This window comes from Limnobacter sp. G6BE5S, assembly GCF_058448965.1.
Genome location: NZ_JBZFLM010000006.1, coordinates 234,339 through 256,233 on the forward strand (window position 1 = coordinate 234,339; position 21,895 = coordinate 256,233).

The following is a 21,895-nucleotide window of genomic DNA, read 5'->3' on the forward strand; positions in this document are numbered from 1 at the left end:
GACTTTAGACTAGAGCAACAACAGCAATCGGTTGGGGCTTCGATTTTGGCCAGCTTGATACACAAAACGTTGTGACACCATGCGCATGAATGCCAATCCCATTCCACCCTCCGGTAAATCGCCAAGACTAAGATCGTCTTGAAACGAATGCTCGTGGTGCATTTTGCTCAACACCTGCTGCGGTATGCAGTTGCCAAGGTCCTCAATCAATACGCCCACGCCCTGCTGAAAAGCAAGCACAGTGAGCTGTGCCGGCTCAGGGCGTTTGTCTTTAAAACCATGCAACATGACATTGGTCAGCGCCTCGGACACAACCAGATCCGTGTTGTAACAAACTTCCTCGGAGTAGGCCAATTCTTCAACGAAGGTTCGCACGGCACGGCTTAATACACCAATACTGACCGTATCAGCCACTGCACTGAAAGCTATGTAGTTCAGGAACTCGCCTAACTTGAACGCTTTCTCATGCGAATCAAACTCGTCCTTGACAGTCAAACCAGTTTGAACGAATTCTTCGGCAAGTTCTGAAATTCGACTGGATGATAATTCTGTGCGCTGTACATCAAAACTTTCGCGCCACTGGATACCAAGCAGGCACAAATCCCCTTCGGCCCCCACTTCTTGTTGTCCTGAATCGAGCAATCGCGAAAACTCCCGAGTCAGCACATGCCCTTGACTGTCATCCAGCAACACCGATTGCTGCCAAACCTGTGGCTTGGGTACCCCCAAGGTGTTCGCACATTCTTGCGGATAAAAATACAGGCGACTGCCTGGTGCAATCACACCTTGGTAAATAATTTGTCCAAGCCCATGGGCTTGGGCCGACCCGCTCTGAGAACCAAAAAAAGCAGGCGCCAGCCCTGGCTGTGCCATGACCATGGCCCAATCGCCAATGCCGGCCACCAGCAATGTGCCTTGGTCTAGATTGATCAAACCATACAGGAGGTCGAACTGGGGTGGCTCATCTTTCAGGGACGGAGAAATACTCGCAAGCTGGGACAGCACCTGCTCGGGACTGGCCAAATAGCGTCGAATCTTGGAACTGGTTTCCTCGATAGGAAACAATACACGCGTGGCTCGGGCCATGGAAAACCAGCGTGCCAGTGCCATGGTTTGCAAGGCCGTTGCCGTGTCTTGCCCAGCCATGTTGAGCATGAAAAAGCCGTGCTCGTTGGCTTGGGTTTCAAGCAAACCCATTTGCTTGCCACACACATAGCCATAAGGTTGGTAGATCGTTTGAATCGCAAACGGCCAAGGTTCTTGTTTGCTTTTGGGTAGCAAGGCACGCTGAATGCGGGACACTTCCCGCATGTCGCGCTGCAATGCTTCATACAACTGACTGAGCTCTGTGTGCCTGTGCTCAAGGCCTGTGTGCAAGTCTGCGATTCGCTCGGCGGTTTGCAGCCGCACCTTTAACTCGCCCGGGTTGACCGGTTTGGTCATAAAGTCATCGGCACCCACACGCAAACTGTTCAACAAATCATCGCGACTGGCATAGCCAGTAATCATGATGATGTAGGTGTACGCATTCTGTTTCTGGGCACGCACCTGCTCGCAAAGCTCAATGCCGCTCATGCCGGGCATGTCCCAGTCGGTCAGTACAAAGTCGGGTTGATGCGTTTCAATCAGGGGCAATGCTTCGTGGCCATTTTTTGCCGAATACACGGTGTAACCCCAACTGTGCAGCATGGCCTCAAAAATTCTCAAGAAGCTTCGGGAATCATCAACGATCACAACTGACTTGCCGGCTTTCACAGGCGATGTCGCTGGGCGACTTTCCTGAATTTCCTGAAGGCGAAAAATGAGTTCGGGCACTTGTCGGTCGGCATCAACCACATCGCATTGATCCAGCACACCGGGACGCGGGGCCAACATCAAAATGGACACATCGTCTTCGAAACCCTTTTGCCGAATGACCGAGCCGCCCCAATGTTGAACACGCATCTGAATGCGCTCGGGCAATTCGGACCAACGCCCCTGACTGCTTTGCTGATTGACAAACTCCAGCAACCGTTCTTCTCCAAATGCTTCTGAGCTGGTCGAGAGCACCTCGGTCACGCCATCGGAGTAAAGAATCAAAGAGTCATCGTCGCCCAAAGTCAGCTCGATGTCTTCGAAATCATCAAGTTCGAATAAGCCAACGGGATAACCCCCACCACCCAACACAGTGGCTGTGCTTCCTTTTGATAACAGAAGCGGAGACGGGTGACCTGCCTGGCACAGGGAGACATTGCGGTTTGCCGTGTTAAACACACCGTAGATCATGGTGAAATACGACAGGTCAGACTCGGTTTGCTGAAACAATCGATTCAGACGCGCCACCACATCGCGTGGTTTGGAAACAATCCGTTGTCCGTCGCTGCCCAAGCGTCCTTCGAAAACGATACTGGTGTTGGAACGGTCAGCAAACATTTGAACCAGTTGCATGGATTTGACCGCTGCCGGAATGCCATGACCAGACACATCGAGCAGGTAAAAACCATAGACGTCGCGCTGCAATTCAAAAACCTGCAGGTGATCACCCGACACATACTTGGATGGCACAGACAGCCACTGGTAATTCAGCCCCTGAAAGGGACTTTGCGCCTCGGGCAGAAAACTGCGCTGCAAACCAGAGACCGCACGCAGATCTTGTGCAATTACTTCGTGCGCATGCGCCAGTTCATTGGTTTTCCGGGTAAGTTGAGCTTGAAGCTCGATTCGACGCACAGCGGACTGCAGCCGTGCCTCAAGTTCATTGCCATCAACAGGCTTTGCGAGTACGTCATCGGCACCGGCATCCAGCGCCTTGATCAGAAATTCTTCATCATCTTGGGCCGACATCAAAATAATGTAGGTGTACTGCCCCAAGTCGAGTTGGCGTAACGCCACGCACAACTCGGTGCCCTGCATACCTGGCATTTGCCAGTCCGCAAGTACCAACTGAAAACGGTCACGTTCAATCAGTTCGATCGCTTCCTGACCGCTGGCTGCAAACTCAACCGGATAACCCCACTTGGCCACCATGTGAACGAAGAGGTTTCGCTCAACCACCGAATCATCAACAACCAGAATTCGGGGTAGCTGCTTGTTGAGGTCGTGTTCTGTCACAGTGGCTCAAGCCTGCTGTAAAAAGGCAACAGCTTTGGGCATGTCATCCAGCAAGGAAAACTGGCGATCCATTCGAGATAGCTCGAACATCATTCGCACGGATTTATTCATGCCAACCACGGCCAACTTGCCTTGGTGGTTGGTGATGTTTTTGAGCAAAGCAACCAGAGAACCCAAACCACCAGAGTCCACCAGTTTGACAGCCCCAATGTCCAAAGCAAATTTTCGGGTGGAGTCCAGTTTGGGCACCACCGCGTTGCGGATGATTGTTCCCACCGCACTGTCCAGTCGAACTGCATCTACGCGCAGCAAGAAAATATCCCCCACCTCTTCTGTCGAAACCATGTTGTTCGCCCTAAACTGTTAATTCTCTTTTCTAAAAGTGTGCGCTTTTCGGCACTTCACGCGATAATTGTATAAAACAAGCTCTACAAATTAAGCATATACAAAAACAATAGGATAACGTGTCAATTAATGATTCATATTTTTTTAAAGATTGACAAATATTAATCAAAATTGACCTTTGCAATGATCAGATCAGGTCAATATTTAAAGCCTGTTCTTACAACCAAGCAGACCAGCGACCCCACTTATGCGACACATATTTTATTTAGCCTTCGCCCTATTTTGCCTGACTGGTCACGCCCAAGAAAGCATTGAGGCCAATACTTCGGCAGCCAATTTGGAAAGCACAGTGGCGATAGAACGGAGCCGAACCCTGACTTTTACCGAGATGGGACAGCCCAACGGGGTCCGCTTAAGTGGTATTAACCGCTTTGTTGATTTGAATTCCGGTATTCGGCTGGACGAATTGGTGACTCGCGCCAATCTGAGTTTGCGTGTGCTGTACCCCCAAGGAATGCGACACGATCAGTCATTTGTGCGCGTGTACGTGAACAATCAGCTTTCGGGTATTTCTCAACTGAGCGTGGCAAGGGCTGGTGTACCACACACGATAAATATTGAACTGGATCCGTTGCTGTTTTCCGATTTTGCGACAGTGCGGATTGAATACGACGGTACTTACGACAGTGAATGCGTAGACCCGGGTAACCCAACCCTGCGCCTTGACATGCGCCCCGAAAGCACACTGACGATTGGCTCAACACCATTGAACCTGGTGAATGACCTGGCCTTGTTGCCAGCACCCTTTTTTGATCCCCGCGACAACCGCAAACTAAAACTGCCATTGGTTTTACCACTGGAGCAAACCGAAACAAGCATGAAGGCAGCCGGTATTCTGGCCTCTTGGATGGGAGCCCAGGCCTTTTACCGACAGGCTGAGTTTGATTTGCTTGAAACGGCGTCGAGCACCCGACACACCATCATTTTGACCAAAGGCAAGAAAATGCCTGAGGGTATGAGTGAGGCGGACATTGAAGGCCCATCACTCATGATTGTGAGCGCCAAAGAAAACCCATGGATCAAACACCTTTACGTGATGGGCCGTACTGACGAGGAGTTGTTGCAGGCCGTGTACGGTTTAGTGATTGAAGGCCAGGTGCTCAGTGGACAGAAAGCCTTGGTCAAAAAAGTAGACCTGGGGGCGCCACGAAAGCCCTATGACGCACCACGCTATGTGCCCACCAACCGACCAGTGCGCTTTGGTGAATTAATCGACTTTCCGGGTCAACTTGAAGTCAGCGCAGACAAACCGCGTGCTGCGATCAATTTGCGCCTTCCGCCCGATTTGTTCAGCTGGGCAGGCCGCAATATCCCGATGGATTTGAAGTACCGGTACACAGCACCCTCGCGCTGGAATGATTCACTGCTGAACATTGAAATCAATAATTCCCTGATTCAATCCTTCCGCCTTGCACCACGATCCGAGCAGGTACAAAACAAAATCAATATTGATTTGTTGGGCCAGGCCGAACTGACCAGCGAAGAAGCCTTGCAAATCCCGGCCTTCAGGGTGGGCGGCAACAACGAGCTGGCATTCGCTTTTGGATTCATGGCGGAGGGTGGTGGCGCCTGCACGCGGGTATCGCAAGTGGCACGCGGTTCCATTGATCCAGAATCCACCGTGGATTTTTCCAATTTGCCCCACTACACCCGCATGCCGAACTTGACTGCGTTTGCCAACGGCGGTTACCCATTCAGCATCATGGCTGACTTGTCAGATACTGCAATTGTTTTGCCAGCCAACCCCACGCCGCTTGAAATTCGCTCGTACCTGAACGTGATGGGCTTGTTTGGTCAGTGGACAGGTCTGCCTGCCACACGCACCAGCCTGATTGTCTCGGACAAACCCGAGGGTATTGGCAGCAAGAACTGGCTGGCCTTGGGCACCAGCGAACGCCTGAGCTGGCTGGATTCCGCAAGTAAAAACCTGCCAATGGTACTCAGCGAAACAGAGCGGAGCATGGGCCTGCCCCCAGCCATTCAATGGCTGAAAGGTTTGTGGCAAAGCGAGTCTGAATTGCAACCCAGCAACAATGCACGCGCCTTGATTCAAACAGCAGGCTCATTGGGCGCAATCATGGGGTTTGAATCACACCTGGCACCCAAAAAAGCAGGGGTGGTGATTACCGGCACCGATCAGGACAGTTTCGAGCGCGCCGTGGCCGCTTTGTCCGATTACGGCGATGTGGCAAAAATCAAAGGCAGTGTGAGCCTGATTCGTGGTGACGACATTCAAAGCTACAGCCTGGGCGAAACCTACATTAGCGGCGCACTGCCTTGGTGGTTGCGTTTGCGAATTGCGTTTTCCGAATACCCGGCCCTGATCGCTGTAGGCGGAGCGCTGGCTGGGGTCATTTTGGCGATACTCGCATTCGGCTGGTTGTCTGGCCGGGCTTCGCGCCGCACAAAAGGCAGTTGAACATGGCCTTGTGGCGTCAATTGCTCAAACGCCTGGGGCTCGGCGCCACGCTGATTGTGGCCTCCGCATGCAGCGCTGCGCCAGCGCAGTCGTGGCCCGCTTGGGAAGGCTTTAAAAGCGCTTTTGTCAGCGAAGACGGGCGTGTAATCGATCGCAGCCAGGAAGACTTGCGCACGGTGTCGGAGGGGCAGTCTTACGCCCTCTTTTTTGCATTGGTTGCCCAAGATCAAAAAACGTTCGACGCCATATTGGAATGGACTGAGAACAACCTGAGCGCTGGTGACATGGGTAAGCAGCTGCCCGCCTGGATTTGGGGAAAGCAGGGGGACTCGTGGGGCGTGATCGATGCTAACAGTGCTTCAGACGCTGACCTGTGGATCGCTTATGCGCTGCTGGAAGCCAGTCGGGTGTGGTGCCACACACCTTATGCCGACAAAGCCCGCGCCCTGGGCGAACTGATTCTGAACAAAGAAAGCATGGAAGTAAGTGGCCTGGGTTTGAGCCTGTTGCCGGGTCACACCGGATTTGTGCTGGACAACGGTGCTGTTAAACTCAACCCCAGCTACGTACCGCCTTTCATGATGGCCCGCTTTGCCAATGCCTGGGCGGACGACACCCGCTGGTCGCAAATTTACCTGGCCAGCCAACAATTGCTGCTTGAAACTGGCAAAACAGGCAGTTATCCCGACTGGGTGCTATACAACAACGGTGAAATGAGCCTTCCCGAGGACGAGCAACGTGGCGATTACGATGCCATACGCACCTATCTGTGGATTGCCATGACCAGTAAAAACGACCCCACTGCCGCAGCATTGTTGAAACAACTTTCTCCCATGGCGGCACTGCTGCTGAAACGACAGAACATGCCAGAATGGTTTGAACCAATGAATGGAAAGTTTTCTGGTGAACGTGGGCCTGCCGGTTTTCAAGCGGCGATGGCCCCGTTTCTGCAAACAATCGGCATGCCCGAACTTGCGAAAAAATTTCACGCGCAAAGCCTGAAAACTTCAAACCAGGAAGAATGGCTAAAGTACGGCTATTACAACGGCGCACTCAGCCTTTTTGGGCAAGGCTATATGGATGGCTTGTATCGATTCAACACCTTGGGCGAATTCATGCCCCGTGGCAAAGAGGTTAAAAGCTGTGGCTAAGTGCAAAAAAAATCCAAGTCTGCGGACCTACGCACTCGCATTGGCCATTCAAGCCTGTTTTGTAGCAATGCCCTTGGCAATTGCAGGGCAAGCCCATGCCAATGTGGATACACAGCAAACCAATATTCGTGCACTAAGCGACAAAGGGGTTTACTGGTATGAGCGTTTCCGGTTCGATCTGGCAGCACAGTCGTTCAACAAAATACTGTTGATTGAGCCCACCAATGCGTCTGCCCTGCGTTGGCAAGGTTTAATCGATATCGCACGCGGCGACGTACAGGCCGCCAACATTTGGCTTGGCAAACTACAGCTGGTGCATGGCAACACCCGGTTTTCCATTGAACTGCAACAGACAATTACACTGGCTTCAGACAAGCGGCAGCAATTCGCCGAGTTACGTTACCTGGCCGACAGCGAGCAAATTCCACCCAACCTGCCACAGCGACTTCAGCAGTTGTTGCCACAGCCACCATTGGGTGAGGCCGCTGTGCAAATATATCGCCTGATGAACCGCACAGCCGAGGGCAGAGCATATGCTCGCAGACAAGTGGCTGAGCTGGCCAAACAGTACCCGGATGACCGACGTTACAAAACACTATTGGCCGAACTGGGCGGTGTTGCTGGCAATACACTTGCACAATCACCCGCATCCGGTAGTGCTCGCCCCACCCGTCGACCAAACAATGTGGCACGGACAAACGCAGCACCGGTTAAGCAAGCTGAACCCGCAATACCCGAGGTACAGGCACAAGCCACTCCGGTGTTGTCTGACTTTGAGCAAGGACAACAACTGGCTGACCAGGCACAAAAACAGATTGATCAAGGCAACAAAAACGAAGCGGCACGGCTGCTTCAAAACGCGGTGGACCTGAACCCGGGCTACCCGTGGTTTCGGTATGACCTGGCCAGCCTGCTGGATGACCAAGGAGATACGGGCAGCAAGCTGGCTGCACAACGAATTATGGATGAAGGCCTGGCCCTTGAAAAAGGACAGGAAATGCGATTTGCCGCGGCACTGCTGGCCGCCCGCCAAAACCGCAATGAAGAAGCCGTTGCATTGATCAACGCGGTGCCCCGCGAGAACTGGACTGAAGGCATGACCGCGCTTGAAAAACGGGTGCAATACGGCCAGTACCTGGATGGACTTCGCGCACAAGAAAGGAACGGCCAGTTCAATGCACTGGCAAGCTCAATTGGGGCAGCGCCTAAATGGCGCGCTGAACCGGAGGTGCAGGCACTGGAACAAGGCCTTCAGCGCAAACGTCAGGTACGGCTGCGTATGTCCTATGAGAACGCGATCATCGACGGGGATGAAGGCGTATCGAGAATCGATAGCGATGAAATTCCTTTGCAACTGGATTTGCCGCTCGATTTTGAGCGCACCCTGTTTTTACGCGCGGACACATTGAACGCGAATTCTGGCCGGGTGAACCCAGCCACCGCCAGCAACTTTGCAAAATTGGGCACCACATTGCCCACCGACCCAGCCATTGCCAATAACCGGCTGGACCAGAATTACAAAGGCCACGTGGTGGGGTTGGGCGTACAAACCGAGCAATACCGGGTGGATGTAGGTACCACCGTGGGCGACTACCCGGTCAATGACTGGGTGGGTGGTGTGCAGTGGAGTACCAATGTGGGAGCGGGTTCATTGCGACTTGAGCTGGCCAGGCGCATGGTCAACGGCAGCGTACTCTCGACCACTGGCGCTATCGACCCGTTGACCGGCGAAACCTGGGGTGGCGCAAGGCGCAACGGTATTAGCGCGGTGTATTACCAGGCATTTGACTCCACACTCGACTTTGTGGGCATTGCACGCGCCAACCTGATTACCGGCAAAAATATTCCGGACAATACCGAGTACAACCTGCAAGGCATTGTGGGCAAAACCGTATTTCAACGCCCTGGGCATGAAGTGGAAATTGGTGCGTCGCTGTTTTTGTGGTCGTTCGAGAAAAACCTGCGCTTTTACACCTTCGGCCAAGGTGGCTACTACAGTCCACAGGCGTTTGGATCGTTGACCTTCCCCATCACCTGGACTGGCACCATGAATGGCTGGTCCTGGCAGGCTCAAGCACGTGTGGGCGCCAGTGAGTCACGCGAAGACGACACTGCCCTTTACCCACTCAACCCGGAACTGGCTGCTGCAGCTGCCGCGCAAGGCAACCCGACCTTGCAGACTGGCGGCCCAGGTGGGGGCACCAGCACGGGTTTGCGCCTTGCACTTGAACGCCAAGTATTGAAAAACTTTGTGGTCGGCGGTTACTTTGAAATTGACCGCTCTGAGGGCTACAACCCCGACAGATTACAGTTGTATGCGAAATATTCGTTTGGTGACTTTTTCGAACTGAGTGTGCCGCCCGAGGGTGTAACACCCTACTCGAGGTTTTGAATGATTGACTTGCCCAAGCCCGGAGCCTACGTTGTGCGAGCCCCCCATGCGAATCACTTTTCGCAGGGCCTGGTGCAACACTGGCTGAACTCGCAAGAAGAGACGCCATTCAAATCTTGCCTGTGGTTGACCGCAAGCCCAAAAAACGAAGTCCGCAGTTTTCTGGAACCCTACCTGCTTACACGCACAGGCGCTCCGAAAGGACTTGATGTGGTGTCAGTTCGAAATTTGTGGCCCAAAGGACATACAAAAAACGGCATTCGACAGCTGTGCCGTTCGCTCAACACCTTGTGCGTGCTCAAGCCTGCACTGGTTATTATTGACCATGCCGAGCTTTGGTTTAATGACAATTCTGAACCCGTGAGCCGACAAAACCCGCTGGCGCAAATGCGCTTGCTGCACCAATGGGCTCACCACGCACAAGCGCATGTGGTGACCACGGTGCAAGGCGACCTGCCAGAATGGTGCACCTTCGCAGACGGACTTGCCGATGTCAGCGACCATGGTGAATTTGAGTTTCGCCCTTGGTGGCCCACACAGTGGGGCCTGCAAACCAACCTGTGGAATGACCCCACCAGGTTTTCGAAGCTGCCCATACACCATGTGTTGGACAGCCGTGTATTTGGCAGCCTGAAACAACTGGCACAAACCTGCCATCGCCTTCGCTTTGACACCAACGAGCTACACGGAATTCATGTACAGGCACGCGGCGAAATGAGCGCTCAAGACGCATCGGTATTGATTCGCATGGGTGCCGACACCGTGTGGCTGCAAGAAGAAAACATTGAAACCTGGTTGGGCATTACGGCGATGCAGCTTCACAAACCCACGCTGATTCAGCCTGCAACAGAGAATCACCAGAACACGTTTGCCCGCGACTTGCATGAAGTATTCATGCCTGGGCTTTTAACGGTGGTGGCCAACCCCACTTTTGCTGCGCAGGGTTTGATGATGTTGCAATTGTCCAAGCAGTGGTCCATGCATTGCACGCTGACACGCCTTTCCCTGATGCACCACATGACTGCGCAAACTGCTCTGCGACTGGCCAACTGGTCGCAAGCCACCTGCGTATTCACAGCCACCCGAGAGGCCATTTACCTATTGAAAGTGTGGGTCAGCGAACCCGATGACACTAGCTACCGCAATTGGCTTGAATCGTGTTTCCGGGAAAACCTGCCTGTGCTATTTAGTGGTGACATTCAATTTTTGGGCGAGGAAACCCAAAGTGAATTGCTTGCAGACTTGCACGAAGAACTTGAGCCTTTGTCGGTCGAGGACTTGATGGGTACAGACTTGAGTGAACCCGCGAAACTTGCGGAACTTTGGGACGAAACCCCCGAAGCCATGAACCAGAACAGACCATGGACCCAGCGATTGAGCAGGCTGCTTGGCGAGGAAGCGAAATGATTGTTTTTGGGCTGATCCTGAGTGGCCTTTTACTGGGTGTTTTACTTGCCATTTTGCTGGTGGGCAAAATGATGAAGAACCCGACAACCCGAATCTGGTTAAGCGACTGGGTGAACTGGAGTAACAACCAGTTGCCTGACAACTGCTATCAGTTAGTGCGGCATGGCAAGTGGATTGCCAGCCCCGATGACAAAGAGGACGCATGATCATTATTGCATTGGTCTCCCCCACCGGGGGTGCAGGGCGTACCAGCCTGGCGATCGCCGCAGCAACTCACCTCAGCATGCTGGGGCGCAATGTCACGCTAGTGCAGGCCGACCCCATCAACAACATTGAATTTCAGCTGGGCTATACCAACAGCAGTGGGCGTGGTCTTGCCCATGTGATTTTGCAGGGTGAACCACTTGAACATGTGGTGAACACCAGCAATACCAGCTTCAAAATATTGCCATTTGGCGAGATTTCAATTGCCCAACAACTGGCCATTGATCGCGTGCTGATGGAGCAACCCCAACGCCTGAGCGAGCTGTTTCAAAAAGATGAATTTGCTGACGATGCGGTGGTGATCATTGACTTGCCGCGTTGGCCCACTCCCTGGTGCCAGAAAGTCATGGCACTTTCTGACCTGAACCTGATTACACTGATTCCGGATTCAGCCTCCATTTTGGGTATTGATACCTTGCTGCCGCACTTGCTGGAGAGCCGGGGCGCATCTTACTTTCTCATGAACCGCTTCGACTCGGCCAAAGTATTGCACCTCGATTTGTGGACATTGTGCAAAATGAAATTAAGCCACCGCCTGCTGCCTTTCTATTTGCATGAAGACCAGGCACTGGCCGAAAGCCTTGCAGCGGGACTGGTACTGGCAGACTATGCGCCCCGTTCACAGTTGGTTGAAGACCAACAAAAACTGTGCAACTGGATTGACTCGGAGATCGGATGAGCGCCTCCTCAAACTGGATCAACCGACTTGAGCGATTGCTTGATTTGCGGGAATTTCCAAACCTGAAAACGCGGGTGCGTTTGCTGCGCCTTTTTCAGGCACTTTGGTTGCGCCCAAACAGTTTGAACAGCGCATTCGAGGCGTCCAATGGTCGACAAGGCCGCAGCCTTCCGAGCTTCGTGTTTCATATTATTGCGGTGGCCTTGCATGATTTGCTCAGCCCGATTGCTTATCTGTTCAAGCTACTGATTCAACGCCCTTACCGAGCGGTGCGCGCCATGTTCAGCAGGCTTACCGACTACGCGGTACGCGCGGCACGGCTTGAACAGCGCATTGAAAACACCAGTCAATTTGTAGCCCGTCACAAGCCATTTCGTTGGGGACTCGGCCTTTCGGCATTGGTGCTTTTTTTGTTTACTGCACAAGCCTCGCTGCCCTTGGCGGGCCAATGGATTTTCATTGTGGTGTGCTACCTGTTCGCCATGTTGTTCAAACGGCTACCCGAGCGATTCGCCAACCTGTGTTTGATGGCGTTGACCATGCTGCTATTGGCCCGCTATGTGTTTTGGCGTTTTACAAGTTCTCTTGATCTTGAAAGCGGCGCAGAAATTTTCTTGGGCTACACGCTGGTTGCCGCCGAGGCTTACACCTGGGTCATCCTGATTTTTGGTTTTATTCAAACAGCCTGGCCGCTAAAACGCAAACCCATGCCACTGGAACTCAATTTGAGTGACTGGCCCACGGTGGACGTGTTCATCCCCAGTTACAACGAGCCCTTGTCAGTGGTGCGTCCAACGGTGTATGCCGCCAAGGGACTGGACTGGCCGCTTGAAAAAATCACGGTCTATATTCTGGACGACGGCCACCGCCCGGCCTTTGAGGAATTCGCGAAGCAAGCCGGCGTGGAGTACATTTCCCGCCCGGACAACTCGCATGCCAAGGCGGGCAATATCAACTATGCCTTGAAGCATACCCACGGCCAGTACGTTGCAATTTTCGATTGCGACCACATTCCCACGCGCTCGTTTTTGCAAACCAGCATGGGCTGGTTTAGCCGCGACCCCAAGTGCGTACTGGTGCAAACGCCACACCACTTTTTCTCGGCGGATCCGTTCGAGCGTAATTTCAATTCATTTCGGCAAATGCCCAACGAAGGATCGCTGTTTTACGGTTTGATTCAAGACGGCAATGACTACTGGAATGCTTCGTTTTTCTGCGGCAGTTGTGCTGTCATTGAGCGCAAAGCCCTGCTGGAAGTGGGTGGTATTGCGGTGGAAACAGTGACTGAAGATGCTCACACCGCCTTGAAACTGCACAGCCTGGGTTACAACAGTGTGTACCTGAACAATATTCAGGCGGCGGGCCTGGCCACGGAAACACTGGCGGGTCACATTGGTCAGCGTATTCGCTGGGCGCGCGGCATGGCGCAAATTTTCCGCACTGACAACCCCATGTTCAAAAAGGGTTTAAGCGTGTTTCAACGCATTTGCTACTCCAATGCAATGCTGCACTTTTTCTACGGTATTCCACGCATGATCTTTTTGATCATGCCAATGGCTTACCTGTTTTTCGAACAGCACCTGATCAATGCGGCGGCGGTCACGATTCTCAGTTACGCCTTGCCCCAATTGATTATTTCCAGCTATACCAACTCGGTCATACAGGGCAAATACCGACGGTCGTTTTGGTCGGAGGTCTATGAAACCGTGTTGTCTTGGTACATTATTTTGCCAACAACACTGGCCTTTATTAATCCGAAGCTGGGCAAGTTCAACGTGACTTCCAAAGGCGGCCTGATCGAGAAAAGCTATTTCGATTCGAACATTGCAAAACCCTATTTGATCCTGCTGTTGATCAATTTGCTTGGATTCTCCGTGGGTTTACTTCGACTGTTTGTGTTCAACACCCATGAAACTGGCACCGTGATCATGAACCTGCTTTGGTGCGGTTTTAACCTGGCAATTTTGGGTGCTGCCGTGGGTGTGGCCACCGAGTCGGTACAGCAGCACGTACACCATCGCGTGCGCATGGTTATGCCAGCTTTCCTTAAACTGCCAGGCGGCTACACGGTGAGCTGTTACACCGAGGAGTATTCTGCCGCTGGCCTGACTTTGACCGTGGCCGACACCGCGGGCATCAGCGAGTTCAGCCAGGTACAGGTTGGATTGCACCGAGGCGACCGGGAATTTCTGTTTCCTGCAAAAATTCATTTCACGGAAAGTGGGCATGTTGAAGCCTTGTTCACCAACCTGACTCCAGAACAGGAAACACAATTGATTCAGTGCACATTTGGACGAGCCGACGCTTGGCTGAACTGGCAAGAAGACCAGACACGTGATCGCGCGCTGGGCGGCCTGAAAGACGTATTCGCCAAAGGTATGATTGGTTATGTGCGCCTGTTTGCCTGGCTCAAAGGTGGTGCAGTTGGCCTGGGCAATCGCCTAATGGGCAACAAAAACCAAACCGAAAAGTGGGAGAACTAGGGCCATGTTGTTGTGGAACCTGTACTTCCTGATCAAGTTTGGCCTGCACTTTGCGGGGCAACTAACGCTCAGCCCACTGTGGAACCTGGGATTGTTTGCCCTGTTGATTGCCACCAACCCCGCAGCCTACCAAAACAAACAACTGATGAAGGTGCTGCGCTACCTGGTATTTACAGGCCCTGCAATTGCCTTGTTGCTGCATGAATTGGGCTTGGTGGTGTCACTGGCTTTGGTTGACCAAATCAAGGCGCTGTTCGGCTTCTCGCTTGACTACCTGTGGGAATTGCTTAAACGCACCATTCAACCCTGGATGCTGTGGGGGGCATTGCTCGGATTCATGGTGATTCGGGTATTGGATCGTTATATACGAATCAGCAGTTGGGTGGGCTTTGGGCTTTTGGCCATGCTCGGAATTCAGGCGCTGCCTTTTATTCAGAAACAAACTCAAACCAGTGATGCGGTGGCCTTGCGGGAAGCTCAAATTCAACCCCGCGAAAATCTGTCACCGGCTGAGTTTTTGGCGCTGGGCCAGGTGGACTTTCAAAAACTGCGCGTGGCGCGTGACCAGGAAAGCCCAACCAAATTGCGTGACAATGCCTATGATGGTGCAGGACCAGGCGCGGTGCTTGCCGGCTTTTTTGATCGACAGCGCACTGTTGCGCTGGCCCCTTTCTCACCTGTGTCTGGCCCCGATTTTGATGTAATCGTGCTGCAAATCTGCTCACTGTCCTGGGCCGACCTGCAATACGCCAAGCAGAGCCAGCACCCCACCATCCGGCAAGCTGATTTTGTGTTTGAGAACTTCAACTCGGCCACCAGTTATTCTGGCCCTGCTGCCATTCGCCTGTTGCGCGGCAAGTGTGGCCAAACGCCGCACGACGCACTTTACAGCGCGGCCAACAGCAGTTGCATGTTGTTTGAACAACTGCGAAATGTGGGTTTTGAAGTGGAGATGGGTTTAAATCACAATGGAAAGTTTCAGGATTTTTCAAAACTCGTCAAAACCAACCTCGGCGGCAAAGTCACCGAGCTGGTTGCCCATGACGAAGTGCCTGCGGGGGTGCAAGCTTTTGACGGTTCCCGCGTGGGGCGCGATGGCGATTATCTGCGCGCATGGTGGAACAAACGCGTTCAACAAAGCGGGCCCGCTGTGGCTTACTACTACAACAGCATTACCTTGCATGATGGCAACCGTTTGCCCAACAGCAACTTGAACAGCCTGAACAGTTACCCTTTGCGCCTTGAGCGGATGCTGAACGACATTCAATCTGTATTGGGTGAAATTCGTCGCAGTGATCGCAAAGCCTTGGTGGTTGTAGTACCCGAGCACGGCGCCGGGCTGACCGGCGAATTCGGTCAACTGGTGGGGCTTCGCGAGTTGCCAACACCTGCCATTACGAAGGTGCCTGTGTTCGGTTACTGGATTGCGCCCGGATACACACCGGCAAGCACGGGCCCCGTCACAGTGAAGCAATCGGTAAGCTACACGGCACTCAGCGAATTGTTGGTGCGGTGGCTGGCACAACCGCTGGAACAGCAACTAAAACCCACTTGGCCCGTGTTGCTCAGCGATTTACCCGATACCCGCTTCGTGTCCCAGCAAGGCAATATCACGGTGATGGAAAGTCAGGGTGCTTATTGGATCAAAGCGCCTGGTGCGGCCTGGAAAATGCTGGGCCCGGTTCAAACCATTGCGGCCAGCAACTGAAGGGGAAAAAAGCCATGGCACAATTTGACCCCAACACACCACCAGCCCTGTTCATGCCCCCCGCCGACATGGCACATGACATTTATGCGCTCAGCGCACAGCTGGAGGGTTTTGATCACAACATGTACCAGGACATTCAACAGGACCAGGCGATGTACGACTCGTTCCAGCGCTGGCCCTTTTTGTTTGGCATTGCCATGGCCTCGCGGTTTAGCGAGGAATAAGAACGTCAATCAAGCTGCGCTGCGCTTTTTCAGATTGGCATTGGCTTCCTTGGCGGCAGCCTCTTCAAGCTCGACCAAACCGTCCTCGAGAAACTGCAGAAGTCGCTGCATCGAGGGCATTGTTCGTCGGCACGCCACCAAACCAAACTCAAGCTTGCCCGCGTAGCTGTTCAACGTAATGTTCAAGGCCTGACCGTCGAGCAAGAGTGAAACTGGATACACACCATCCACTTCTGCACCGTTGAAATAAAGGGTGTGTTTGGGGCCTGGCACATTGGAAATCACAATGTTGAAAGCCTGCAATTTGGGCGCCAAACCAGTCAGCATATTGAACCCGCTAATGCCCATCATGGTGGCCACATAGTTCATGATTTCAGTTTGATTCATGCTGGCAAACCGTTCCTTGGAATGGTTCACCGAACGCGCAATGGTTTCAATCCGCTCCACGGGGTCTTCCGTGTCAGTGGCCAAATTGGCCAACAACAAGGCCACGTGGTTACCTGTTGCGGTGTCATCTTTTCGAAGCGACACCGGCACCATGGCCACCAAAGGGCGGGCGGGCAGTGCATTTAACTCCCCCAGGTAGGCACGCAAAGCGGAGCCGCACATTGCCAGCACCACATCATTCAAGGTCATGTTCAAACCATTCGCACAGTTTTTAATCCGCTCCATGGACCACGATTGCGCTGCCACTCGGCGTGACGCGGTGATGCGGCGGTTCAACACACTGCGTGGCGCTTGAATAACCGACACAAAATCGGGATCGGCCACACTGGTTTGCCACAAAGAACGCCCCACTTCCTTGACCACTTTGGGCAAACTGAACAACTGGGTTTTGGCTGTATCGACAACTTGCCCCAGCAAGGTCACGAGCCCCTCTGAAGCTTCGGAACGCTGTACCGATCCACGCAAATTCGGATTGGCCCACAAGGGCGGAATGTCGAGGATTTCCGGGCTGTCGGCCATGGACCGCTGCAGCATTTTCATACAGGCCACGCCATCAACCAGCGCGTGGTGCACCTTGGTGTACAAGGCCACGCGACCGTCTTCCAGGCCGTCAATGACATACGCTTCCCAAAGCGGTTTGGCACGATCCAATGGCGCGGCATGCAGCTTGGAAGTCAATTCCAGCAACTCGCGAATGCGGCCAGGCTTGGGCAGCGACAAATGAATGAAATGCGCCTCGAGGTCAAACTCATCGTCTTCCACCCAAAACCACATGCCCAAGCGCGACTTCAAGCGCAAACTGAACGGCGCCACCGGTTGGGTGTACGTGCGCATGTCGGCCACCACCTTGTGTACATAATCAATTGTGCTTTGCCCCTTGGGGGGCTTGAGCAATACCAGCCCACCCACATGCATGGGTTGGTTGCGGCGCTCCAGCCACAAGAACAATTGATCATTGGGGGTCAGGGCCTTCATGGGCATGTCTCCGTGTTGTGTTTTTTATTCCCTAATTGTTTGTTACTGCCCCACCTGCGCCGCTGGATGCGGTTTCGCTACAATTTCAGCGAATTTGACGTTTGGCAAAAGGCAGGGTCGGTTCTTTGCTGTTTTTCACCACGGAAATACGCTGGTTCTTGAAACCCAACACCCGGCGTTGCCAGCGGCGCTCCTGCGTTAAGTGTGCATTTTCATCAATGCCAAAAATTCGCTGAAGCATGAACTTGCTGGCAGCCACGGAATCGGGCGATCGGGTCAGAATTTCCTGCACCAAGGACTGCACCTTCTCTTCTGTGTTTTCAACTGTATGGGTTACCAAACCCAGTTCCTTGGCTTGCAGACCACTAAGAATGCGCCCGGTCATGGTGAGTTCCTTGGCCACGTCTACAGGCAACAGCTCGCGCACCAGTGCGGCACCTCCCATGTCTGGCACCAAACCCCACTTGGCTTCAAGAATCGACAATTGTGAATCGGGTGTGCACACCCGAATGTCTGCCCCCATGGCCAGCTGAATGCCGGCACCAAAACAATTGCCATGAATTTGGGCGATCACCGGCACACCCAGGTCGCGCCAGCCCATGCTCCAGGTTTGAAAAATATTGCGCATGGGCAACCACAAATTGGCATACATCACCAAGCCCGTTTTCGGGTTGCTCATCACCGATTTCACATCGAGCCCGGCGCAAAACGATGGGCCTTCCCCTTTCAAGATCACTGCTCGCAGGGTTTTGTGTTTGGCGAGCTGCTGTTGCACCTTGCGTATGTCCTTCAACATGGGCCAATCCACACCGTTGTGTTTCTCGGGGCGATTCAGGGCCACCGTGGCCACGGTGTTGTCGCTGTTGAACTGCAGGTTTACTCTGTCCATGGTACTCTCGGCTGTTTTTTGAAACGTTATTCGGCTCGCTAGCCATCTTAACCTTGAACATTCTCAAACCCAATATGATCTTTAAAGTGTTGGCTCTGCTTTTGGCCCTGTTGGGCTATTACATGAGTCCCTATGGCCCAAGTGCCACGGAAAACAGCAAACCTGACACGGCGAACTCTGGTTCGTATTACTTGGCTCAGGTTACCCGTGTGGCCGACGGCGACACAATCACCGTGCGCAATCAGGACGGTGCCACACACAAGATCCGCATGCATGCAGTGGACGCGCCCGAACTGAATCAAGCTGGCGGTGAACAATCGAAACGCTGGTTAAGCGATCGGTTGATGAATAAAACCGTGAAAATTGTGGTCAACAACACCGATCGCTACAAACGGCAAGTGGCCAAGGTCGTACTTCCTGTTGAGGGTTGTTCGCAACGCCTTTGCGCGGGCGACACCGATATCAACCTGAAAGCCATTGAGGCGGGGCACGCCTGGTGGTATCGGGAGTTTTCCCGCAGTCAAAGCAGCGAAGACCGTGTGCTGTACGAACAGGCCGAGGACTTGGCCCGCAATGCACGCAAAGGCTTGTGGCAACAAACTGCACCGCTTGCCCCTTGGCAGTGGCGTACAGAACAACGCAACCAACGCTAAATAACATGAAAGAAATTTACTCCACCACAGTGCCACTTCGCTGGGGCGACATGGATCAGATTGGCCATGTAAACAACACCGTTTATTTTCGTTGTTTCGAACAGGCTCGCGTGGAATGGATCGACCTGTTGCCTGCGGCAATCGACAACAACCCTGCCTATGTGGTGATCGTTCACACCGAATGCAGTTTTTTAAAAGAACTGAAAGCACCCGGCACAGTTGAAATCAAAGTGTTTGCCGGCGAGGTGGGGCGCAGCAGCCTGGTACAGCGCTATGAAATGCGCCGCACCGACGCACCCGATGTACTGGTGGCCACGGGCAGCGCCAAAATGGTGTGGGTCAGCCCCGACACAGGCCGCTCGACACCCATCCCAGACCGGTTCAAAAACACCCTTGTTGTGGGGTAAATCCTGACGATTTTCTAGAATGGGTACTCAGGTTTTGCTATTGTGGACACGAAATTTTATTGTTACATTCATCAATGTCACGGTCAAACGTGGCAACAACAATAAAACAAGTGTAGGAGTCAAACCATGAAGAACATCATGCCCGTACGCCGCGATGTCAAATTGAATTTGCCTGAAGAGAAGGTATCCAATTGGCATGAGCAAGGTCCCCACGTGACCCATTTCATGAATGCGCTGTCGCTGTTTTTCCCGGCGGGCGAGCGCATGTTCATGGATGCGGTACGCAACTACCGCGACGACATCACCGATCCCGAATTGAAAAAGGCTGTGGTGGCTTTCATTGGCCAAGAAGCCATGCACAGCCGCGAGCACGTTGAATACAACGAAATGCTGGACCGTGCTGGCCTGCCTGCTTCCAAACTGGACAGTTTCCTGTGGGGCTTTCTGGCTTTCGTCAAGAAAACCCTGGGCAAGCGCCTGACACTGGCTGGCACCATTGCACTGGAACACTACACCGCATTGATGGCAGACCAGTTGCTGCGCAACCCCGACGTGCTGGGTGAGAAATCCGAACCCGCTTACAAGCAAATGTGGATGTGGCACGCCTACGAAGAAACTGAACACAAGGCAGTGGCTTACGACGTTTGGAACCATGTGTTGCCTGACAACATGCACAACCGGTTCAGCCGCCGCCTTGCCATGGTATTGGCCACGGCACTGTTCTGGCCGCTGGTGGCTTACTTCCACATGCGCCTGGTGTTTGCAGACAAAACCATCCGGGGCGGTCACATCAAGGGCTTCTGGACCGTGACCAAAATGCTGTGGGGCAAAAAAGTCGGCGTGCTGCGCAACCCGGTGGCCAACGGCGAATTCATGGATTACTTCAAGGCCGACTTTCATCCATGGATGCACGACAACAGCCGATTCCTGACAGAAATCGATAACTTCGTGGCTTCTGTTGAGAACTCAGGCCGCAAACCAAATACGGAAATTGCCAATGCCATTCGTGCCCGCATGAACAGCCAGCTGAAGGCAAACGCAGCTTAAAAAATTTCGTGACAGAAATCTTGGGCTAATCGGCCGGTGGGAGAAGTGAGCAGCCCACCGGTTTTTTTTCGTCTTGATTTACCTGGCCTGCCGGTAATAGTCACTTTGCTCGTAATGGGCAAATGCATGCAGATACGCCACTTTAAAAATTGCTGCCAGTGGCAAGGCCAAAAACACCCCAACCAAGCCGAATACTGCGCCGAAAAACGCGAGCGCAAAAATAACAGCCAAAGCAGACAAACCAATTTTGTCGCCCACCACCAAGGGCGTGAGCACAAAACCTTCAAGAAACTGCCCAACCACAAACACCATCAGCACCAAAAGAATTGGCAAGAAACCTTGTAACTCCAGCGCCGCTGTGAGCAAACCCACCAACAAGGCCACTGCAAAACCCAAATAAGGCACCACACAAAGGACCCCGGCCAGCATGCCCAAAGCCCAACCACTTTGCAGCCCGACCACGCTCAAACCAATGGAGTAAAACGTGCTGAGAAACAGCATCACAATCATCATGCCCTTGATGTACTCGGTCATGACTGAATCGATTTCGCTGAACAGGGGGCGTGCGCGCGTCCACAAATGCGGTGGAAATACTTGCTGAAACTGTTTCGTGATCTGCGTCCAGCCCGGCAAGATGAACAGCGTGGCAATCACGGTCAGCGACACAAACCCGGTAATACCCAACACGGACTGCGAACCTGAACGCAAAACCTTCGTACTGATTTCAGCCAGCGTGCCCCGGTTTTCGCTGATATAAGCGGCAATACGGTCTTTCATCTCCGTGCTGTCCACGGAAATGGTCAAGCCAAACGCCTCATTCAACCAAGGCAATACCGTTCCTTTCACATTGACGATCAACTGCGGCAGGTTGTTTTGAATCAGTTCGAGTTGAGTCAGCACCACAGGGATAAACAACAAACCCACGCTTGAAAAGATCAACAGCAGCGCGAAAAAAGTGAGCACCGCACACACTGGCAAAGGAATGCGACCGCGCAACTTGCTGTGCACCCATCGACTGGGTGCTGCCAGCAAATACGCCAACACAAACGCAGCCACAAATGGTGCCAGCACTGGCCACAGGTTGATAACCACCGCGAACACCAAAGCGGCGCTTAACAACAAACCCCAGTGCTGCAGGTAAAACTGTTTGGCCAAGGTTGACAGGCTGGCCTGGTCCGCCTGGTTTGGTCCGCCCGCATCGGTGTTCTTGTTTTTGGGTTTTACGACTTCATTCATCGATTCATTGTCCAGCCAA

Annotated in this window: 17 protein-coding genes; 12 read left to right on the forward strand and 5 right to left on the reverse strand. The window is 53.1% G+C overall.

What is annotated here, in order from left to right; translation table 11 throughout:
* Positions 1-9 precede the first annotated feature (9 nt).
* On the reverse strand, positions 10-3,090 hold the full coding sequence (locus ACVL1J_RS12655) for a response regulator (protein WP_341236704.1): 3,081 nt from the start codon (positions 3,088-3,090) through the stop codon (positions 10-12).
* A 6-nt stretch (positions 3,091-3,096) separates the two neighbouring features.
* On the reverse strand, positions 3,097-3,435 hold the full coding sequence (locus tag ACVL1J_RS12660) for an STAS domain-containing protein (RefSeq protein WP_341236705.1): 339 nt from the start codon (positions 3,433-3,435) through the stop codon (positions 3,097-3,099).
* Between the two features lie 247 nt (positions 3,436-3,682).
* Between ACVL1J_RS12660 and bcsB the strand changes: the two genes are divergently transcribed.
* Genes bcsB through bcsR form a run of 9 tightly spaced genes read left to right on the forward strand, consistent with a single transcriptional unit; the run spans position 3,683 to position 16,222 of the window.
* Complete coding sequence (bcsB, locus tag ACVL1J_RS12665) at positions 3,683-5,914, forward strand: cellulose biosynthesis cyclic di-GMP-binding regulatory protein BcsB (RefSeq protein ID WP_341236706.1); 2,232 nt, start codon at positions 3,683-3,685, stop codon at positions 5,912-5,914.
* Positions 5,915-5,916: 2 nt separating this feature from the next.
* Positions 5,917-7,065, forward strand: coding sequence for a cellulose synthase complex periplasmic endoglucanase BcsZ (gene bcsZ / locus ACVL1J_RS12670; protein WP_341236707.1), 1,149 nt, complete (start codon positions 5,917-5,919; stop codon positions 7,063-7,065).
* Positions 7,058-9,457, forward strand: coding sequence for a cellulose synthase subunit BcsC-related outer membrane protein (locus ACVL1J_RS12675; RefSeq protein WP_491665362.1), 2,400 nt, complete (start codon positions 7,058-7,060; stop codon positions 9,455-9,457). The genes bcsZ and ACVL1J_RS12675 overlap by 8 nt, the downstream gene beginning before the upstream one ends.
* Positions 9,458-10,864 (forward strand): hypothetical protein, encoded by a 1,407-nt coding sequence (locus ACVL1J_RS12680; protein WP_341236709.1) that lies wholly within the window; start codon positions 9,458-9,460, stop codon positions 10,862-10,864.
* Positions 10,861-11,070, forward strand: a complete 210-nt coding sequence (locus ACVL1J_RS12685) for a hypothetical protein (RefSeq protein ID WP_159569085.1) — start codon at positions 10,861-10,863, stop codon at positions 11,068-11,070. Before ACVL1J_RS12680 ends, ACVL1J_RS12685 begins: the two co-directional genes overlap by 4 nt.
* Positions 11,067-11,807, forward strand: coding sequence for a cellulose biosynthesis protein BcsQ (gene bcsQ / locus ACVL1J_RS12690; RefSeq protein WP_341236710.1), 741 nt, complete (start codon positions 11,067-11,069; stop codon positions 11,805-11,807). Before ACVL1J_RS12685 ends, bcsQ begins: the two co-directional genes overlap by 4 nt.
* Complete coding sequence (gene bcsA / locus ACVL1J_RS12695) at positions 11,804-14,290, forward strand: UDP-forming cellulose synthase catalytic subunit (protein ID WP_341236711.1); 2,487 nt, start codon at positions 11,804-11,806, stop codon at positions 14,288-14,290. Before bcsQ ends, bcsA begins: the two co-directional genes overlap by 4 nt.
* 4 nt (positions 14,291-14,294) lie before the next feature.
* Complete coding sequence (gene bcsG / locus ACVL1J_RS12700) at positions 14,295-15,998, forward strand: cellulose biosynthesis protein BcsG (RefSeq protein WP_341236712.1); 1,704 nt, start codon at positions 14,295-14,297, stop codon at positions 15,996-15,998.
* A gap of 14 nt (positions 15,999-16,012) precedes the next feature.
* Entirely contained in the window at positions 16,013-16,222 is a 210-nt protein-coding gene (gene bcsR / locus ACVL1J_RS12705; protein WP_159569089.1) for a BcsR/BcsP family cellulose biosynthesis protein, read from the forward strand.
* 9 nt (positions 16,223-16,231) lie between these two features.
* On the opposite strand, the gene ACVL1J_RS12710 is transcribed toward bcsR, so the two are convergent.
* Positions 16,232-17,644 carry a WS/DGAT/MGAT family O-acyltransferase gene (locus tag ACVL1J_RS12710; RefSeq protein WP_159569090.1) on the reverse strand — a complete coding sequence of 471 codons (1,413 nt, stop codon included), beginning with the start codon at positions 17,642-17,644 and terminating at the stop codon, positions 16,232-16,234.
* Between the two features lie 85 nt (positions 17,645-17,729).
* Positions 17,730-18,533 carry a crotonase/enoyl-CoA hydratase family protein gene (locus ACVL1J_RS12715; RefSeq protein ID WP_159569091.1) on the reverse strand — a complete coding sequence of 268 codons (804 nt, stop codon included), beginning with the start codon at positions 18,531-18,533 and terminating at the stop codon, positions 17,730-17,732.
* 53 nt (positions 18,534-18,586) lie between these two features.
* Between ACVL1J_RS12715 and ACVL1J_RS12720 the strand changes: the two genes are divergently transcribed.
* The 3 genes from ACVL1J_RS12720 (at position 18,587) to ACVL1J_RS12730 (ending at position 20,640) form a co-directional block, all read left to right on the forward strand.
* A complete protein-coding gene (locus ACVL1J_RS12720) occupies positions 18,587-19,186 on the forward strand; it encodes a thermonuclease family protein (RefSeq protein ID WP_159569092.1) in 600 nt (199 codons plus the stop codon).
* Positions 19,187-19,191: 5 nt separating this feature from the next.
* A complete protein-coding gene (locus ACVL1J_RS12725) occupies positions 19,192-19,593 on the forward strand; it encodes an acyl-CoA thioesterase (protein WP_341236713.1) in 402 nt (133 codons plus the stop codon).
* A gap of 126 nt (positions 19,594-19,719) precedes the next feature.
* Positions 19,720-20,640, forward strand: coding sequence for a metal-dependent hydrolase (locus ACVL1J_RS12730; protein WP_341236714.1), 921 nt, complete (start codon positions 19,720-19,722; stop codon positions 20,638-20,640).
* A 78-nt stretch (positions 20,641-20,718) separates the two neighbouring features.
* On the opposite strand, the gene ACVL1J_RS12735 is transcribed toward ACVL1J_RS12730, so the two are convergent.
* On the reverse strand, positions 20,719-21,876 hold the full coding sequence (locus ACVL1J_RS12735) for an AI-2E family transporter (RefSeq protein WP_159569095.1): 1,158 nt from the start codon (positions 21,874-21,876) through the stop codon (positions 20,719-20,721).
* Positions 21,877-21,895 lie beyond the last annotated feature (19 nt).

Coding starts and splice junctions, on each gene's coding strand:
- ACVL1J_RS12660 (WP_341236705.1), bottom strand. CDS start 3,435: ATGGTTTCGACAGAAGAGGTGGGGGATATTTTCTTGCTGCGCGTAGAT.
- bcsB (WP_341236706.1), top strand. CDS start 3,683: ATGCGACACATATTTTATTTAGCCTTCGCCCTATTTTGCCTGACTGGT.
- bcsZ (WP_341236707.1), top strand. CDS start 5,917: ATGGCCTTGTGGCGTCAATTGCTCAAACGCCTGGGGCTCGGCGCCACG.
- ACVL1J_RS12680 (WP_341236709.1), top strand. CDS start 9,458: ATGATTGACTTGCCCAAGCCCGGAGCCTACGTTGTGCGAGCCCCCCAT.
- ACVL1J_RS12685 (WP_159569085.1), top strand. CDS start 10,861: ATGATTGTTTTTGGGCTGATCCTGAGTGGCCTTTTACTGGGTGTTTTA.
- bcsQ (WP_341236710.1), top strand. CDS start 11,067: ATGATCATTATTGCATTGGTCTCCCCCACCGGGGGTGCAGGGCGTACC.
- bcsA (WP_341236711.1), top strand. CDS start 11,804: ATGAGCGCCTCCTCAAACTGGATCAACCGACTTGAGCGATTGCTTGAT.
- bcsG (WP_341236712.1), top strand. CDS start 14,295: ATGTTGTTGTGGAACCTGTACTTCCTGATCAAGTTTGGCCTGCACTTT.
- bcsR (WP_159569089.1), top strand. CDS start 16,013: ATGGCACAATTTGACCCCAACACACCACCAGCCCTGTTCATGCCCCCC.
- ACVL1J_RS12710 (WP_159569090.1), bottom strand. CDS start 17,644: ATGAAGGCCCTGACCCCCAATGATCAATTGTTCTTGTGGCTGGAGCGC.
- ACVL1J_RS12715 (WP_159569091.1), bottom strand. CDS start 18,533: ATGGACAGAGTAAACCTGCAGTTCAACAGCGACAACACCGTGGCCACG.
- ACVL1J_RS12725 (WP_341236713.1), top strand. CDS start 19,192: ATGAAAGAAATTTACTCCACCACAGTGCCACTTCGCTGGGGCGACATG.
- ACVL1J_RS12730 (WP_341236714.1), top strand. CDS start 19,720: ATGAAGAACATCATGCCCGTACGCCGCGATGTCAAATTGAATTTGCCT.
- ACVL1J_RS12735 (WP_159569095.1), bottom strand. CDS start 21,876: ATGAATGAAGTCGTAAAACCCAAAAACAAGAACACCGATGCGGGCGGA.